The sequence below is a fragment of the Streptomyces sp. NPDC046805 genome (assembly GCF_040645355.1).
Taxonomy (GTDB): Bacteria; Actinomycetota; Actinomycetes; order Streptomycetales; family Streptomycetaceae; genus Streptomyces.
On sequence record NZ_JBEYYC010000049.1, the window covers coordinates 16696 to 32105 of the forward strand.

Consider the following 15410-nt stretch of genomic DNA (forward strand, 5'->3'; position numbering starts at 1 on the left):
TTCGCGCAGGTAGCGTCCGCCGCATGGACAGCCGTACCGACAGCGCACCGGACAGCGGGGCAGGCAGTGCGACCGGCACGCAGGGTGCCGGGATCACCGTGCAGCGGGCGCTCGAACTGCCCGGGCTGCGCAGCGGGCTCCCGGAGATCCTGGCCGGCGCCGACCGGCTGGGGCGCACCGTGCGCTGGGTGCACGCGGGCGAGGTGCCGAACATCGCCTCGCTGCTGAAGGGCGGCGAACTGCTGCTCACCACGGGCTACGGCCTGGGCGCCCGCCCGGCCGAGCAGCGCGCGTTCGTGCGTACCCTCGCCGAGCGCGGCATCGCCGCCCTGGTCATCGAGCTCGGCCCGCGCTTCACGCGGCTGCCCGCCGCCCTGGTGGACACCGCCCGCGCCGCCGGGCTCCCGCTGGTCCAACTGCACCGCGAGGTGCCGTTCGTGACGGTCACCGAGGAGATCCACACCGAGATCGTCAATGGCCACTACGCGCTGCTGCAGCGGGCGGAGGAGGTGCACCGCCGCTGTACCGAGGCCCTGTTGGGCGGGGGCGGGGTGCCGCAGGTCCTGGGGATTCTGGCGGACTTCGCCGGCAACCCGGTCTTCCTGGAGACGGCGGACGGCCGCCTGCTGTACGCCGCCGGGTCCGGGCCCGAGGGCGCGGACGCGCTGCAGGTGTGGGAGGGGCTGCGCGGTCAGCGCGAGGACGCACCGCCGCCGGCCGGTTCGGTGCTGGTGGACGTGCCGGGCGGCGGCCCGGGCACGGGGTCGGTGCGCGCCCGGCTCGTGCTGCTGCCTGTCCGCGCGCCCCTGGCGCCGGTGCACCGCATTGCCGCCGAGCGGGCCGCGGGCATCCTGGCCGTCGTGCTGATGCAGGCCCGGCAGGAGGAGGAGTTGGCGGCGCGCGGCCGCGGCGACTTCCTCACCGACCTCGCCGAGGGTCGTGTCGCGGCCGAGGACGCGCCCGCGCAGGCCCGGGTGCTGGGCTTCAAGCCGGGCGACAGCCCTCTGCTGCCCGTGGTCATGCGGGTCGGGGAGGCCCTGTCCCCGGGCGGGGGCACCGCACCGTCACGCGCGGTCGGGAGCGGGGGCGACTGGGCCGTCCTGGCGCGCGCGGTCGGGGAGGAGCTGGCGTCGGTCGGGGTGCCGGTGCTGCTGGGCGTACGGCCGGTCGAAGGCCGCGTCCCGCTGCTGGTGGGCCTGCGTTCGGAGGCGGAGCGGGCGGCGGTCGCGGACCGGGTCGCGGCGGCGCTGCGGGCCGGGGTGGAGCGGGCCGGGATGCGGCGGCCCGGCGCCGGGCCGCCCGTGGTGGTGGTCGGGGTGGCCGGCGGCTGGGCGGCCGCGTCGGCCGGGCTGCGGCACGCCGCGGAGACGGCGACGGCGGCGCGGGGGCTCGCGGACCGCCCCTGGTACGACGCCCGCCGTCTGGACATCGACCTGCTGCTGTGGCGGTTGCGCGACCACCCGGATCTGGCGGCCTTCGTGGACCGTGCCATCGGCCCGCTGCGCGAGCACGACCGCCGCTCCCGGCCGCCGCTGCTGCCCACGCTGGAGACCTACTTGGCGCACGCGGGCCGCAAGGCCGAGACCGCCCGCGAACTGCATCTCAACCGCCAGACGCTTTACAACCGGCTCGCTCGCATCGGGGAGTTGCTGGGCACGGACCTCGACGACCCGCAGACCGTACTGGCGTTGAGCCTGGCCCTGCGTGCGCGTCGCCACGTGAGCTAGCCCTGCCGATCGCGCTCAGGGTAGCGGCAGAGGCTGGGTCAACTCATCGTAGACGCTGAGGACTTGGGCCACGGTCTCGTCCTCGGTGGGCCAGCCGGCCGCCTGCCGTACGCCCTTGTCCTTGAGGAGTTCGCACCGTTCGGGGTCGGCGAGCAGCCGCACGACGGCGTCGGCGAACGCCTCGGGGTCTCCGTACGGGACGAGTTCGGCCGCGTCGCCGACGAGGTCGGGGATGCCTCCGACGGCGGTCGCGACGAGCGGCACGCGCGCGTGGAGGGCCTCCTGCGCGAGGACGGAGCGGGACTCCCAACTGCTGGACAGCAGCGCGAGATCGGCGGCCGCGAGCAGTTCGCCGACGTCGCTGCGACGCCCGATGAGCCGGACGGGCAGTTCCTCGTCCTCGATCCGCCGCTGCAGCTCCGGACGCAGCGGCCCCTCCCCCGCGATGACGAGCAGCGGCAGCGGAACGAGATCGCGCCAGGCGCGCGCCGCGTCCAGCAGCACGTCGTACCCCCGGTACCGGTCGAGGGAGCCGACGGCGATGAGCAACGGCCGTCCGGTGGCGCCGAGTTCGGCCCGGAGCTTGGGCGGCAGCCGGTCGGGGTCGTCGGACTCGACGGGCGGCCGCGGCCGGGGCAGTCCGACGCCGGCGAGTCGGGCGTCCCGGGCGCCGATCCTGCGGGCGCGGTCCACCAGGTCCGAGGTGGTGCCGAGCACCACGGCGGCGGCCTTCGCCACGCGCCGCTCCAGCAGGCGCAGCAGATGGGCGCGTGCGCCTTCGGCCCGCGCGCGGCCGTGCCAGGTGACGACGAGCGGGGTACGGCGTCCGCCGAGCGCGAGCACGGCGCGGAAGGAGGCGTGCAGCCCGTGCGCGTGCACCAGGTCGGCGTCCGCGCAGACCGCCCGCAGCACGGCCACGGACGCCGGGTCGCTGCTGCGCGGGACGTGGACGTGCGCGGCGCCGACTCCGCTGAAGTCGTAGGCGCGGTCGGCCTCGTAGGGGGCGCACACGGTGACCCGCACGCCCCGCGCGACCAGCCCCGCGGCCAGGGACCGCACGTGCGCGCAACTGCCGACGTTGCCACCGCCCAGCACCTGCACGGTGCGCAACGGGGACTGACCGTGCGATGCGTTGCTGCTCACGGGGCTCACGCGGCCGGGGCTCCTGGTTCGGCGTCGGGCGGTCACGAAGAACGTACAGAAGGTATCGGGCGGCGGGGTGCACCGCGCGCGCCACCTCCGCCTACCGCGTTCCCCCTCAAGGATGCCAGGACGTAGGGGTGTTACGTGAAATCGCCCAAGGCGCATCGCGCGGCGGGCGGTGGCAATGCACCGGAGCGCATCACTCACACGGGTGAGGAAAGCGGGGCAGCGTGGACGAAGCCGGGGCGGGCGTGATCAGCCCGACCGCCCGTCGGCCCGAGCCGTCGCCAGCAGTTCCTCCGCATGTGCCCGTGCGGCCTCCGAGTCCTCCTGCCCGGCCAGCATCCGCGACAGCTCACGGACCCGGTCCTCGCCCTCCAGCACCTTCACGCCGGACCGGGTGACCGACCCGTCGTTGGTCTTCTCGACGAGCAGTTGCCGGTCGGCGAAGGCGGCGACCTGGGGAAGGTGGGTGACGACGACGACCTGGGCGGTCTTCGCGAGGCGGGCCAGGCGCCGCCCGATCTCGACCGCCGCCTTGCCGCCGACACCGGCGTCGACCTCGTCGAAGAGGTACGTCGGCACCGGGTCCGTGCCCGCGAACACGACCTCCACGGCCAGCATCACGCGCGACAGCTCACCGCCGGACGCGCCCTTGGCGATCGGCCGCGGCGGCGCACCCGGGTGCGGGGCGAGCAGCAGCTCGACCTCGTCGGCGCCGGCCGGGCCGTACGCCACGGCCCGGCCGCCGACCTCGACGCCCTCGGGGTCCTCGGTCTGCCGGATGTCGAAGGACACGCGCGCGTGCGGCATCGCCAGCGAGGCCAGCTCCGCGGTCACGGCGGCGGCGAACCGATCGGCGGCCTCCGTGCGCGCGTCCGTCAACGCCTGGGCGAGAGCGCCCAGTTCGGCGCGCAGCACGTCGCGCTCGTTGGTCAGCTCGCCGATCCGCTCGTCGTCGCCGTCGAGCTCGGTCAGTCGCACGGCGCCCTGCTCGGCCCAGGCGAGCACGGCGTCGATGTTCTCGCCGTACTTGCGGATGAGCGCGTTCAGTGCGGCGCGCCGCTCCTCGACGGCCGCCAGCCGCAGCGGGTCGGCGTCCAGGTCGTCGGCGTACCCGGCCAGCTCGCCCGCCACGTCCCCGAGCAGGATCGCGACCTCACCGATCCGGTCGGCGAGCGCGGCCAGTGCCGGGTCGTGGGAACGGACGGCCTCCAGGGCCCGGTGCGCGCCCGCGACGAGGGTCGCGGCGTCGATGCCCTCGGGGTCCTCGGGGTTGCCCGCCAGAGCGGCGTGCGCGGCGGTCGCGGCGGACGACAGCGCTTCGGCGTGCCCGAGCCGCTCCGCCTCCTCGGCCAGCTCCACGTCCTCACTGGCGCGCGGCTCCACCGCGGCGACCTCGTCGAGGCCGTAGCGCAGCATGTCGGCCTCCTGGGCCCGCTCACGCGCACGCGTGACGATCTCGTCCAGCTCGACGGACAGGGCGCGCAGCCGCCGGTAGGCCTCGGTGTACTTGGCGAGCGGCACGGCGACCGCGTCGCCCGCGTACCGGTCGAGCGCCTGGCGCTGCCGGGTCAGCTTCAGCAACCCCTGCTGGTCGGTCTGCCCGTGCACGGCCACCAGCTCGTCGGCGAGCTCGGCGAGCATCCCCACCGGGACGCTGCGCCCGCCCAGGTGCGCGCGCGACCGTCCCTCGGCGGAGACGGTACGGCTGATGAGCAGCGCCCCGTCGTCGAGGTCGGCCCCTGCTTCCTCGGCCCGTACGACGGCTGCCGCGTCGCCGGGTACGGCGATCCGCCCCTCGACGACCGCCTTGTCCGCGCCGATCCGCACGAGCGCCGGATCCGCGCGCCCGCCCAGTAGCAGTCCCAGGCTGGTGACGACCATGGTCTTGCCCGCACCCGTCTCACCGGTGACGGCGGTGAACCCCGGCGACAGCTCGACGACGGCATCGTCGATGACCCCGAGCGACCGTATCCGCATCTCCTCCAACACGGAACAGACCATACGAGGTCCGGGGCGGGGAGCGCACATGGCCCGCCTTTGTCACTCGGGCGAGTGGTCCCGCCCGGGGCCTGTCAGTGCGGCGCTCCGCGCCATCCGGACACCGGCAGCGCGAACTTCGCCACCAGCCGGTCCGTGAACGAGGCATGGTGCAGCCGGGCCAGCCGCACCGGCACGGCACCCCGCCTGACCTCCACCCTCGCCCCGGGCGGCAGCTCGACGGTCCGCCGCCCGTCGCACCACAGCACGCCCGGCGGGATGTGCGGCAGAACCTCCACGGCGAGCACGGAATCCGGCGACGTCACCAGCGGCTTCGCGAACAGCGCGTGCGCGCTGATCGGCACCATCAGCAGCGCCTCCACCTCGGGCCACACCACCGGGCCGCCCGCGGAGAACGCGTACGCCGTGGACCCGGTCGGCGTGGACAGCACGATGCCGTCGCAGCCGAACCCCGTCACCGGCCGCCCGTCGATCTCCAGCACGACCTCGAGCAGCTTCTCGGCGCCGGCCTTCTGCACCGCCGCCTCGTTCAGCGCCCAGTCGGTGTGCACGATGTCGCCGTTGCTGTGCACGACGACGTCGACGGTCATCCGCTCCTCGACCTCGTACGCCTTGTTGACGACGCGGTCGACGACCTTGTCGAGGTCGTCCCGCTCGGCCTCCGCGAGGAACCCGACCCGGCCGAGGTTGACGCCGAGCATCGGCACCCCGGAGGCGCGGGCGAACTCGGCGCCGCGCAGCAGCGTGCCGTCGCCGCCCAGCACGATCAGCAGCTCGCAGCCGTCGAGGCACTGCGGGGTCGCCTCCTTGACGAGCTCGACCTCCTCGGGCAGCGGCAGGTCGCGCGCCTCCTCCTCCAGCACCCGCACCCCGATGCCGGACCGCAGCAGCCCCTTGACCACGAGTTCGGCGCTGCGCACCGCCGCGGGCCGCCCGGTGTGGGCGAGCAGGAAGACCGTACGATCCGGGCTCGGTACCGCAGTCTGCGCCGCGGTCTCGGCTGACGTCTGTGCTGGATTCTGTGTCAACGCGGCCCCTCCGCCACTGCACGGTCAACATCGGCCGGGTCCAGTTCCGGTGCCCCGGCCCGCAGCCACAGAAAGTACTCGACATTGCCCGAGGGCCCGGGCAGCGGACTGGCCGTCACGCCCTTCACCCCGAGGCCCAGCTCCCAGGCCTTCTCGGCCACCCCCCGCACGGCCTCGGCCCGCAGCTGCGGGCTGCGGACGACTCCGCCGCTGCCCAGCCGTTCCTTGCCCACCTCGAACTGCGGCTTGACCATCATCACCAGGTCGGCGTCCGGCCGCGCACAGCGCGCCAGGGCCGGGAGCACCAGCCCGAGCGGAATGAAGGACAGATCACCCACGACCAGATCCACAGGCTCCCCATCGATGGCTTCGAGCGTCAACTCGCGTACGTTCGTACGGTCCTTGACGGTGACGCGTTCATCGCTCTGGAGAGACCACGCGAGCTGGCCGTACCCGACGTCCACGGCGACCACGTGCGCGGCGCCCGCCCGCAGCAGGACGTCGGTGAAGCCACCGGTGGACGCGCCGGCGTCGAGCGCCCGCCGCCCCTCGACGACGAGGCCCTGCGGCACGAAGGCATCCAGGGCGCCCGCGAGCTTGTGGCCGCCGCGGGAAACGTACTCGGGATCGCTGTCGTCGGTCTGGACCACGATCGCGGCGGCGGTCTCCACCTGGGTGGCGGGCTTGGTCGCGACGGCCTTGCCTACGGTGACCCGCCCCGCGGCGATCAGCTGGCTGGCGTGCTCGCGCGAGCGCGCGAGCTTCCGGCGGACCAGCTCCGCGTCCAGACGACGGCGTGCGACTCCTGCCACGTTCGGTTCAGCTCCTGCTTTTTTCGTACGTCGATGGGGGCGCCGGAGGTCCCGGGCGGGCGTCGAGCGCGGTGAGCGCGTCGCGCAGCCCCCGGTGAACATCCTCGTACACCTCGAGGTGTCCGTCGGTCGCGAGGTGGTCGGCGTCGCCCAGCCGCTCCAGCCCGGCGTCTACCTCCGGGTTGCCGGTGGGGGTGCGGGCGACGTTCAGCCGGGCGGGCGCGGCGGGGTCGTGCGCGGGCGCGGATTCGGGTTCGGGCGCCGCGTCCCGCGGGGCACCGGCCTCCGGCAGTGTGTCGCTCATGCCCAGACGCTACCGCGAAGCGCTGGGGTACCGTCTGTCGCGATGGCCACGATCGAAGAGTGCCGCACCGCACTGGAGAAGCTCTCGGACGCCATGCAGGGCGCCGAGGGCGACGTCCGCGCGGCCGCCGCCCTGGACCGCTCGGTGAGCTGCCACATCACCGACCTGGATGTCAGCTTCGCCGGCCGGCTCACCGGCGGCCGGATCGAGGTGCGCGACACCTACCCCGGGCCGCCCCGCGAGAAGGCGCAGATCAGACTCGCGATGGCCGGCGACGACCTGGTGGCCCTGGTCGACGGCCAGATCCACTTCGCCAAGGCCTGGGGCGCGGGCCGGGTACGGCTGGAGGCGACCCTGTTCGACCTGTTCCGGCTCAGGAAGCTCTTGTAGCCGCCCGCCGCGCCGCCGGCACCACCAGCGGGGTCCCCGTCTCGGGGTCGTCGATGACCTGGCAGCGCAGCCCGAAGACCTCCTCGACCAGGTCGGCCGTGACGATGTCGCCCGGCGCGCCCTGAGCGACGACCCTGCCGTCGCGCAGGGCGATGAGATGGGTGGCGTACCGGGCGGCGTGGTTGAGGTCGTGCAGGACCGCCACCAGCGTGCGGCCGTGCTCCTCGTGCAGCTCGGCGCACAGGTCGAGGACGTCGATCTGGTGCTGGATGTCCAAGTAGGTGGTCGGCTCGTCGAGCAGCAGCAGCGGGGTCTGCTGGGCGAGCGCCATCGCGATCCACACGCGCTGGCGCTGGCCGCCGGACAGCTCGTCGACGTACCGGTCGGCGAGTGCGGCGACGCCGGTCCGCGCCATGGACTCCTGCACGATCCGCTCGTCCTCGGACGACCACTGGCGCAGGATGCCCTGGTGCGGATAGCGGCCGCGGCCCACCAGGTCGCCGACGGTGATCCCGTCGGGCGCCACGGCCGACTGCGGCAGCAGGCCCAGCGTGCGGGCGACCTTCTTGGCGGGCATCGACTGGATGACCTGCCCGTCGAGCAGCACCCGGCCCTGCCTCGGCCTGAGCATCCGCGACAGCGCCCGCAGGAGCGTCGACTTGCCGCAGGCGTTCGGGCCGACGATCACCGTGAAGGACTGGTCGGGGATCTCCACCGACAGCTGCTCGGCGATGACGCGCTGGTCGTAGGCGAGGGTGACGTTCTCGGCGGACAGGCGGTTCACGGTGCTCCTTGGGTCGGTCGTCTCGCCGGCGGTGAGGGTCGTGGGGGTGGTCGCGCTCATATCCGGCCCGCCCTGCGCTCGGTCACGAGCAGCCACAGCAGGTAGACGCCGCCCAGGACGCCGGTGACCACGCCGACGGGCAGCTGGTCGGCGCCGAAGGCGCGCTGCGCGGCCCAGTCGGCGGTGACCAGCAGGGCGGCGCCCATGCAGAGGGAGGGCAGCAGGTTGGGGCCGGGCGAGCCGGTCAGGCGGCGGGCGAGCTGCGGCGCGGTGAGCGCCACGAAGCTGACGGGTCCTGCGGCGGCGGTCGCGGCCGCGGTCAGCAGCACGGCCGCGATCATGGCCACGAGCCGTACGCGCTCGACGCGCACCCCGAGGGCGTACGCGATGTCGTCGCCCATCTCCAGCATCCGCAGCCCGCGCGCGTGGACGAGCACGAGCGGGACGAGTACGGCGCACAGCGCGAGCAGCGGCCAGACCTGGCTCCAGTCGCGGCCGTCGAGGGACCCGGTCATCCACACGACCGCGCGGGCCGCGTCGACGAGGTCGGCCTGGGTGAGCAGATAGCCGTTGACCGCCGTGACGATCGCGGAGACGCCGATGCCGACGAGGACCAGCCGGTATCCGTGCACGCCCCGCTCCCGGGCGAGCAGATAGAGGCCGAGCCCGGTGACCAGGCCCCCGGCGAGCGCGCCGGCCGTGACCTCGGTGGCGGACCCGGACAGCAGCACGATCACCGTCAGCGCGCCGGCCGTCGAGCCCTGCGTGAGACCGAGCACGTCCGGGCTGCCCAGCGGGTTGCGGGAGACGGCCTGGAACAGGGCGCCGCCGAGGCCGAGCGAGGCGCCGACCAGCAGGCCGACGAGGACGCGCGGCAGCCGCAGCTCGTCGACGATGAACTCCTGGAACCGGGTGCCGTTCCCGGCCAGCGTCCGGAGGACGTCGACAGGCGGAATCGGGGCGTCGCCGGTGCCGATCAGCAGGACGCCCGCGACGAGCGCGGCGATCAGCAGAAGGGCTACGACGATCAGCGCGCGCACGTCCAGCCGGACGGAGAGGCCGCCGGGACCGCGCAGGGCACGGACGGGGCGGACGGGACGGGTGGGGTGGCTCGTCCGGGGCGTGTTCACAGCTGCGCCGTCCTCCGCCGTCGTACGAGAAAGATGAAGACCGGAGCGCCGAGGAGCGCGGTGACGATCCCGACCTGGAGCTCCGCGGGCCGGGCCACGACCCGTCCGACGACGTCGGCGCCGAGCAGCAGCACGGGCGACAGGAGAGTGGTGTACGGCAGGATCCAGCGCAGGTCGGGGCCGGTGAACGAGCGCACGACGTGCGGGATCATCAGGCCGACGAAGACGATCGGCCCGCAGGCCGCGGTCGCGGCGCCGCACAGCACGGTGGCGGCGAGCATGGCCAGCGCCCGGGTGCGGCCCAGGTGGGCTCCGAGGGCGCGGGCGGTGTCGTCGCCCAGCGCCACGGCGTTCAGCGGGCGGGCGAGCAGGAGGGCGAGGACCGTGCCGGCGCCGAGGAAGGGCAGCACCTGGGTGATCGTCGCGTCGGTCGCCGACGCCAGCGAACCGACCGTCCAGAAGCGCATCCTGCCGAGCGCCGCGTCGTCCGTGATCATCACGGCCTGGAGGTAGCCGTACAGCGCGGCACTGATCGCCGTACCGGCGAGCGCGAGCCGTACCGGGGTGGCGCCCCGGCCGCCGCCGAGGAACCAGACCAGCGCCCCGACCGCGGCCGCCCCGGCGAACGCGAACCACACGTAGCCGCTGAGGCTGGTGACGCCGAAGTACGTGATGGCCGTGACGACCGCCGCCGACGCGCCCGCGTTGATGCCGAGCAGTCCGGGATCGGCCAGCGGATTGCGCGTGAGCGCCTGGAGCACCGCTCCGGACAGGCCGAGCGCGGCGCCGGCGAGCAGCCCGAGGAGCGTGCGGGACAGCCGCTCGTCGACGACGACGTCGCCGTACGTCCCCGAGCCGTGGAACAGGCCGTGCCAGACCTGCCCCAACGACAGCTCTTTGGCCCCGATCGCGATGCTCGCCAGCACGACGAGCACCAGGATCGCGGCGGCGACGAGGAGCCCGACGGCCCGTATCGCCCGGTGGATCGGGGGCGCGGGGGCGGTTCCCGCGCGCTGTTCGGGAGGACTGTCGACCAACACGGGGTTAGGTTAGCCTACCCTCGCATACGATCTCGATGCGACCGCTCACGGCCTGCAACCCACACCCATGCGGTCGTCGGCGCGCCCGGTGCGATCCTCGGTGCACCGGGCGCGCGGACCGGCCCGCGATTGCGGGACTGCCGCGGGGCTGCGGCTCACAGCCCCAGCCGCGCCAGTGCCTTTTCTCCGTCCAGTTCGCAGACGCCGTCCCCGGCCGCCGTCCAGGCCGCCGCGCACAGCACGCGCAGCCCGTCGAGAGCCGCGCCGTCACCCGACAGGTCCAGTCGCGTGTCACCGGCTGAAGCCGTCCAGCCGCCGCACCGGAAGCCGTCATCCGTACGAGTGATCTCCGGCTGACCGGTGAGCAGGCCCCGCAGGTCGGCGTCGACGTACGTCGGCCGGTGCTGCGGGGGTGCCGCGAGCAGCCGGGCGCCGTCGGTGACGCCGGTGAGGACGAGCAGCGAGTCGACGCCGCCGTTGAACGCGCCCTCGATGTCCGTGTCCAGCCGGTCCCCGATCACCAGGGGCCGCTCGGCGCCGGTCCGCAGGATCGTCTCCCGGTGCATGGGCGGCAGCGGCTTGCCCGCCACCTGCGGCTCGGCGCCGGTGGCGATCCGTACGACCTCCACCGCCGCGCCGTTGCCCGGCGCGATCCCGCGTCCGCTCGGAATCGTCAGGTCCGTGTTGGACGCGAACCACGGCATCCCGCGCTGAATGGCGTAGCTCGCCTCGGCGAACCGTCCCCACTCCAGCGTGGGCCCGCCGTACCCCTGCACCACCGCCACCGGGTCGTCGTCGGCCGAGTCCACCGGCTCGAGCCCGCGCTCGCGCAGCGCGACCCGCAGCCCCTCGCCGCCGATCACCAGCACGCGCGACCCCGGCGGCACCTGCTCGCTGATCAGCCGCGCGACCGCCTGGGCGGAGGTGATGACGTCACCGGCCGCCGTCGGTATCCCCAGCTCGGTCAGGTGCGCGGCCACGGTGTCCGGGGTGCGCAGCGCGTTGTTGGTGACATACGCCAAATGCATCCCTCCCGCGCGCGCCTCGGCCAGGGACTCGACCGCGTGGTCGATGGCGTCCCCGCCCGCGTACACCACCCCGTCCAGATCGAGCAACGCCGTGTCGTACGCCGCGCTCAGGGGCTGCCGACTGCCCGCGGGCACCGTCCTGACGCCCTGGCTCATTCCGCATCGCTCCTCATTCGTTCCGTTTCCCCCGATCATCCCCCACCCCACTGACACACGTACGATGCGGGAATGAACACTGCAGGTCACTCGGAAGCCGCGACGCTGGGGCTCTCGGGAGCAGCGACGCGACGCGGCCTGGAACTCGCCCCGTTCCGAGGCCTTCGCTACGACCCGGCACGGGTCGGCAGCCTGGCCGCCGTGACGTCACCGCCGTACGACGTCGTCGTACGCCCCGACGGCCTGCACCACCTCCAGTCGGCGGATCCCTACAACATCGTCCGGCTGATCCTCCCGGAGGCCAGCACCCCCAGCGCACGCAACGAGCAGGCGGCCGACACCCTGCGCCGCTGGCTCGCCGAGGGCGTGCTGGCCGCCGATCCCGAGCCGAGTCTGTACGTCTACGAGCAGCGCGACGGCGGCGGCATGCTCCAGCGCGGCATCATCGGCGCCCTGCGCGTCTCGGAGCCCTCTGAGGGCGTCGTCCTGCCGCACGAGGACGTCATGCCCCCGGTCGTCGCCGACCGCGCGGCCCTGATGCGCGCCACGTCCGCGAACCTCGAACCCCTGCTCCTGACCTACCGCGGCAACGGCGTCACGGCAGAGATCATCGAGCGCACCGCCGGCCGGCCGCCGCTGATCTCCACCACCACCGAGGACGGCTTCCACCACCGACTCTGGTCGATCACGGACCCCGTCGACGTCGCGAACGTCCAGACGGACCTGTCCCACCACCAGGCCCTGATCGCCGACGGCCACCACCGCTGGGCGACGTATCTGCGCCTGTGCGCGGAGCACCCCTCCCCCAGCCCTTGGGACTACGGCCTGGTCCTCCTCGTCGACACGGTCCGCTATCCGGTGCGCGTCCGTGCCATCCACCGCCTGCTGCACGGCCTCCCGGTCGCGGAGGCGGTGTCGGCCGTGGACGGCCCGTTCCGGGTACGGCGCCTGAACGTGCCCCTCGCCGAGGCCCTGGAGGAACTGGCGGACGCGACCCTCGCGGGCAACGCCTTCCTGCTCGCCGGCGACGGCGCCTTCCACCTCGTCGACCGACCGGACCCGGACCTCCTGGCCCGTACCGTCCCGGCCGACCATCCGGAGGCCTGGCGGACCCTGGACGCGACCGTCCTGCACGCGACGCTCCTGGAGCACGTCTGGCGCATCCCCGAGGACTCCCCCGCGCACATCGCGTACATCCACGACACGGCCGCGACGGTCGCCAAGGCGGAACACGACGGCGGTACGGCGGTCCTCATGCACCCGGTGCGCGAGGACGTCGTACGCGACCTGGCCCGCCAGGGTGTGAAGATGCCCCGCAAGTCGACCTCGTTCGGCCCGAAGCCGGCGTCGGGGCTGGTGCTGCGCGCGTTGAGCCTCTGAGGACACCGACGGCCATGCGAAACCGTTGACGGACGTACGCATACGAAAGGGCGGGACCCCCGGTTGCTTCCGGGGGTCCCGCCCTTTCGTCATCGGCCGACGTCAGTCCTTGTCGTCGGCCTCGGTGCTGTGGCTGGCACTGCCGCTGGCGCCGGCGTCATCGCCGTCACCGTCGGCCTCGTCCTCGTCCTCGTCCTCGTCCTCGTCCTCGACGACGGTGTCCCGGGCCTCGACCGCGGTCTCGGCCTCGTCCTCGTCCATGGCGTCCACGAACTCGACACCGTCCAGTTCGGCGAGCCGGTCGGAGGCGTCCGTGCTGCCGTCCCGGTCGGCCTCGACGGCCTTGGCGAACCACTCACGGGCCTCGCCCTCACGCCCGGCGGCGAGCAGCGCGTCGGCGTACGCGTAGCGCAGGCGCGCGGTCCACGGCTGTACGGCGTTGGAGGCCAGCTCGGGGCTCTGCAGCGTCACGATGGCCGCCTCCAGCTGCCCCATGTCACGCCGGGCACCGGCCGCGACGAGCCGCATCTCGACCTGACCGGCCTTGTCGAGCTTGTGCACCTCGGGGGCGCCGGCCATGTCGAGCGCCTTCTCCGGCCGCCCGAGCCCGCGCTCGCAGTCCGCCATCACGGGCCACAGCTCCGTGTTGCCGGTCATGCGCCGCGCGGCCCGGAACTCGGCCAGCGCCTCGGAGTACTTCTGGTTCGCGTACGCGGCGAACCCGGCCGCCTCCCGTACGGCGGCGACGCGCGACGCCAGACGCAGGGCCACCTTGGAGTAGCCGTACGCGGCCTCGGCGTCCTCGTCGATGAGCCGGGCGACCATCACCAGGTTCTTGGCGACGTCCTCCGCGAGCCCCTTGGGAAGGCTCTGCAGCTCCTGTCGTACGTCCCTGTCGATCTCGTCGCCCGTGACGTCCTCGGGGATCGGCAGCCGCTTGATCGGCTCGCGGTCCCGATCGCGGTCGTCGCGGAAGCGGCCACCGCCGCGCCGGTCGTCCCGGCCGCCACGGAAGCCACCGCGGTCATCGCGGTCATCGCGGCGACCATAGCCGCCACGGTCACCGCGGTCGTCGCGACGGGGGCCACGGCCCCGGTCGTCACGCCCGCGGAACCCGCCACGCTCACCGCCCCGGTGGTCGTCCCGACCACGGAAGCCACCACGGTCACCGCGGTCACTGCGCTCGCCACCACGGCGGTCGTCGCGCCGGTCGTCACGGCGGTCGTCACGGCGGTCGTCACGCCGGAAATCGTCGCGGCGGAACTCGGAACGCTCACCGCCCCGTCGGTCGTCGCGTCGGTCGTCGCGACGGAAGCCGGAGCGATCGCCCTCGCGGCGGTCGTCCCTGCGGTCGTCGCGCCCGCGGAAGCCACCACGGTCGCCACGGTGATCACCGCGGTAGTCACCCCGGCTGTCATCACGGCGGAAGCCACCGCGGTCGCCGCGATCACCACGGTCGTCGCGACGGAAGCCGCGGTCACGATCGTCGTCACGGCGGAAGCCGCGGTCACGATCACCTTCACGGCGGAAGCCGCGGTCACGGTCCCGGTCGTCACGGCGCGGGCCGGCGGAACGGTCGTCACGACGGCCGTAACCACCACGGTCACCGCGGTCGTCGTCACGGCGGAAGCCGCGACGGTCGTCATCGCGACGCTCGCCACGGGAGTCGCGGTCGTCCCGACGATAGGAGGGCCGGTCACCTTCACGGCGGAAGCCGCGGTCACGATCACCTTCACGGCGGAAGCCGCGGTCACGATCACCTTCACGGCGGAAGCCGCGGTCACGATCGTCGTCGCGACGGAAACCGCGATCACGGTCCCGGTCGTCACGGCGCGGGCCGGCGGAACGGTCGTCACGACGGCCGTAACCACCACGGTCACCGCGGTCGCCGCGGTCGCGGTCGTCCCGACGGAAGTCGCCGCGGTCGTCGCGGCGGGGGCCACGACCTCGGTCGTCCCGTCCACGGAAGCCGCCACGCTCACCGCGGTCACCACTGTCCCGTCGCCGCTGGTCGCGTTCTGGTCGATCGCCGGGAGAGTTGGTGGACATCGGTTACTCCTGTCTTCGGTACCGCAAGTCATTCTCGCGCAGCCGGGTACCCGGCGCGCTTCGGGCTGTGTTTGATCCAAAAAAACGAAAGGACCCCTGGTCCCAGCTGAACGCTGGGACCAGGGGTCCTCCAAAGATTGTTCGGCGGCGTCCTACTCTCCCACAGGGTCCCCCCTGCAGTACCATCGGCGCTTTGAGGCTTAGCTTCCGGGTTCGGAATGTAACCGGGCGTTTCCCTCACGCTATGACCACCGAAACCCTAATGGTTTCGAGCGAACAAGCACACTCTTTACTTGTGAGTTCAGCTCTGAACCGGCAACTGTTCGTTGCCTCAGAACTTACACAGTGGACGCGAGCAACTGAGGACAAGCCCTCGGCCTATTAGTACCAGTCAACTCCACCCGTTACCGGGCTTCCATATCTGGCCTATCAACC

Annotated in this window: 14 protein-coding genes and 2 rRNA genes; 4 read left to right on the plus strand and 12 right to left on the minus strand. The window is 73.4% G+C overall.

Annotation, left to right across the window (positions count from 1 at the left end; all coding sequences use genetic code 11):
* Nucleotides 1–23 precede the first annotated feature (23 nt).
* On the plus strand, nucleotides 24–1727 hold the full coding sequence (locus ABZ910_RS33995; RefSeq protein WP_361372889.1) for a PucR family transcriptional regulator: 1704 nt from the start codon (nucleotides 24–26) through the stop codon (nucleotides 1725–1727).
* A gap of 15 nt (nucleotides 1728–1742) precedes the next feature.
* Here the strand turns inward: ABZ910_RS33995 and ABZ910_RS34000 are convergent, their stop codons facing one another.
* The 5 genes from ABZ910_RS34000 to ABZ910_RS34020 all read right to left on the minus strand — a co-directional run bounded on the left by ABZ910_RS34000 (nucleotide 1743) and on the right by ABZ910_RS34020 (nucleotide 7018).
* Nucleotides 1743–2879 carry a glycosyltransferase family 4 protein gene (locus ABZ910_RS34000; protein WP_361372891.1) on the minus strand — a complete coding sequence of 379 codons (1137 nt, stop codon included), beginning with the start codon at nucleotides 2877–2879 and terminating at the stop codon, nucleotides 1743–1745.
* Nucleotides 2880–3125: 246 nt separating this feature from the next.
* Nucleotides 3126–4877, minus strand: a complete 1752-nt coding sequence (gene recN / locus ABZ910_RS34005; protein WP_361372893.1) for a DNA repair protein RecN — start codon at nucleotides 4875–4877, stop codon at nucleotides 3126–3128.
* A 71-nt stretch (nucleotides 4878–4948) separates the two neighbouring features.
* The gene (locus ABZ910_RS34010) at nucleotides 4949–5902 is read right to left on the minus strand and encodes an NAD kinase (RefSeq protein WP_361372895.1); all 954 of its coding nucleotides are present in this window, start codon (nucleotides 5900–5902) and stop codon (nucleotides 4949–4951) included.
* Nucleotides 5899–6714: a TlyA family RNA methyltransferase gene (locus ABZ910_RS34015; protein WP_361372897.1), complete on the minus strand. Its 816-nt coding sequence runs from the start codon at nucleotides 6712–6714 to the stop codon at nucleotides 5899–5901. Before ABZ910_RS34015 ends, ABZ910_RS34010 begins: the two co-directional genes overlap by 4 nt.
* 7 nt (nucleotides 6715–6721) lie before the next feature.
* A complete protein-coding gene (locus tag ABZ910_RS34020) occupies nucleotides 6722–7018 on the minus strand; it encodes a hypothetical protein (RefSeq protein WP_361372899.1) in 297 nt (98 codons plus the stop codon).
* Between the two features lie 42 nt (nucleotides 7019–7060).
* Here ABZ910_RS34020 and ABZ910_RS34025 point away from each other — a divergent pair, with 42 nt between their 5' ends.
* Nucleotides 7061–7408 (plus strand): sterol-binding protein, encoded by a 348-nt coding sequence (locus tag ABZ910_RS34025; protein ID WP_361372901.1) that lies wholly within the window; start codon nucleotides 7061–7063, stop codon nucleotides 7406–7408.
* On the opposite strand, the gene ABZ910_RS34030 is transcribed toward ABZ910_RS34025, so the two are convergent.
* From ABZ910_RS34030 to ABZ910_RS34045, 4 genes are all read right to left on the minus strand, one after another.
* Nucleotides 7392–8252, minus strand: coding sequence for an ABC transporter ATP-binding protein (locus tag ABZ910_RS34030; protein WP_361372903.1), 861 nt, complete (start codon nucleotides 8250–8252; stop codon nucleotides 7392–7394). The two genes, ABZ910_RS34025 and ABZ910_RS34030, sit on opposite strands and share 17 nt — an antisense overlap.
* A complete protein-coding gene (locus ABZ910_RS34035; RefSeq protein ID WP_361372905.1) occupies nucleotides 8249–9322 on the minus strand; it encodes an iron chelate uptake ABC transporter family permease subunit in 1074 nt (357 codons plus the stop codon). The genes ABZ910_RS34030 and ABZ910_RS34035 overlap by 4 nt, the downstream gene beginning before the upstream one ends.
* The gene (locus tag ABZ910_RS34040; RefSeq protein WP_361372907.1) at nucleotides 9319–10362 is read right to left on the minus strand and encodes an iron chelate uptake ABC transporter family permease subunit; all 1044 of its coding nucleotides are present in this window, start codon (nucleotides 10360–10362) and stop codon (nucleotides 9319–9321) included. The genes ABZ910_RS34035 and ABZ910_RS34040 overlap by 4 nt, the downstream gene beginning before the upstream one ends.
* A 155-nt stretch (nucleotides 10363–10517) precedes the next feature.
* Nucleotides 10518–11546: an HAD-IIA family hydrolase gene (locus ABZ910_RS34045; RefSeq protein WP_361372909.1), complete on the minus strand. Its 1029-nt coding sequence runs from the start codon at nucleotides 11544–11546 to the stop codon at nucleotides 10518–10520.
* 72 nt (nucleotides 11547–11618) lie between these two features.
* Between ABZ910_RS34045 and ABZ910_RS34050 the strand changes: the two genes are divergently transcribed.
* A complete protein-coding gene (locus ABZ910_RS34050) occupies nucleotides 11619–12926 on the plus strand; it encodes a DUF1015 domain-containing protein (RefSeq protein WP_361372911.1) in 1308 nt (435 codons plus the stop codon).
* Nucleotides 12927–13028: 102 nt separating this feature from the next.
* Here ABZ910_RS34050 and ABZ910_RS34055 read toward each other — a convergent pair whose 3' ends face one another.
* Nucleotides 13029–13859: a hypothetical protein gene (locus ABZ910_RS34055; RefSeq protein ID WP_361372915.1), complete on the minus strand. Its 831-nt coding sequence runs from the start codon at nucleotides 13857–13859 to the stop codon at nucleotides 13029–13031.
* A 201-nt stretch (nucleotides 13860–14060) separates the two neighbouring features.
* On the opposite strand from ABZ910_RS34055, the gene ABZ910_RS34060 reads away from it, so the two are divergent.
* Nucleotides 14061–15050, plus strand: coding sequence for a hypothetical protein (locus ABZ910_RS34060; protein ID WP_361372917.1), 990 nt, complete (start codon nucleotides 14061–14063; stop codon nucleotides 15048–15050).
* 64 nt (nucleotides 15051–15114) lie between these two features.
* Here ABZ910_RS34060 and rrf read toward each other — a convergent pair.
* Together rrf and ABZ910_RS34070 are read right to left on the minus strand one after the other, a co-directional pair.
* Nucleotides 15115–15231 (minus strand): 5S ribosomal RNA (rrf, locus tag ABZ910_RS34065).
* Nucleotides 15232–15336: 105 nt separating this feature from the next.
* Nucleotides 15337–15410 (minus strand): 23S ribosomal RNA (locus ABZ910_RS34070); the annotation flags it as partial.

Bases quoted from the DNA above. Each gene is read 5' to 3' on its own strand.
- ABZ910_RS33995 (WP_361372889.1), top strand. From the start codon at position 24: ATGGACAGCCGTACCGACAGCGCACCGGACAGCGGGGCAGGCAGTGCG.
- recN (WP_361372893.1), bottom strand. From the start codon at position 4,877: ATGGTCTGTTCCGTGTTGGAGGAGATGCGGATACGGTCGCTCGGGGTC.
- ABZ910_RS34020 (WP_361372899.1), bottom strand. From the start codon at position 7,018: ATGAGCGACACACTGCCGGAGGCCGGTGCCCCGCGGGACGCGGCGCCC.
- ABZ910_RS34025 (WP_361372901.1), top strand. From the start codon at position 7,061: ATGGCCACGATCGAAGAGTGCCGCACCGCACTGGAGAAGCTCTCGGAC.
- ABZ910_RS34030 (WP_361372903.1), bottom strand. From the start codon at position 8,252: ATGAGCGCGACCACCCCCACGACCCTCACCGCCGGCGAGACGACCGAC.
- ABZ910_RS34045 (WP_361372909.1), bottom strand. From the start codon at position 11,546: ATGAGCCAGGGCGTCAGGACGGTGCCCGCGGGCAGTCGGCAGCCCCTG.
- ABZ910_RS34050 (WP_361372911.1), top strand. From the start codon at position 11,619: ATGAACACTGCAGGTCACTCGGAAGCCGCGACGCTGGGGCTCTCGGGA.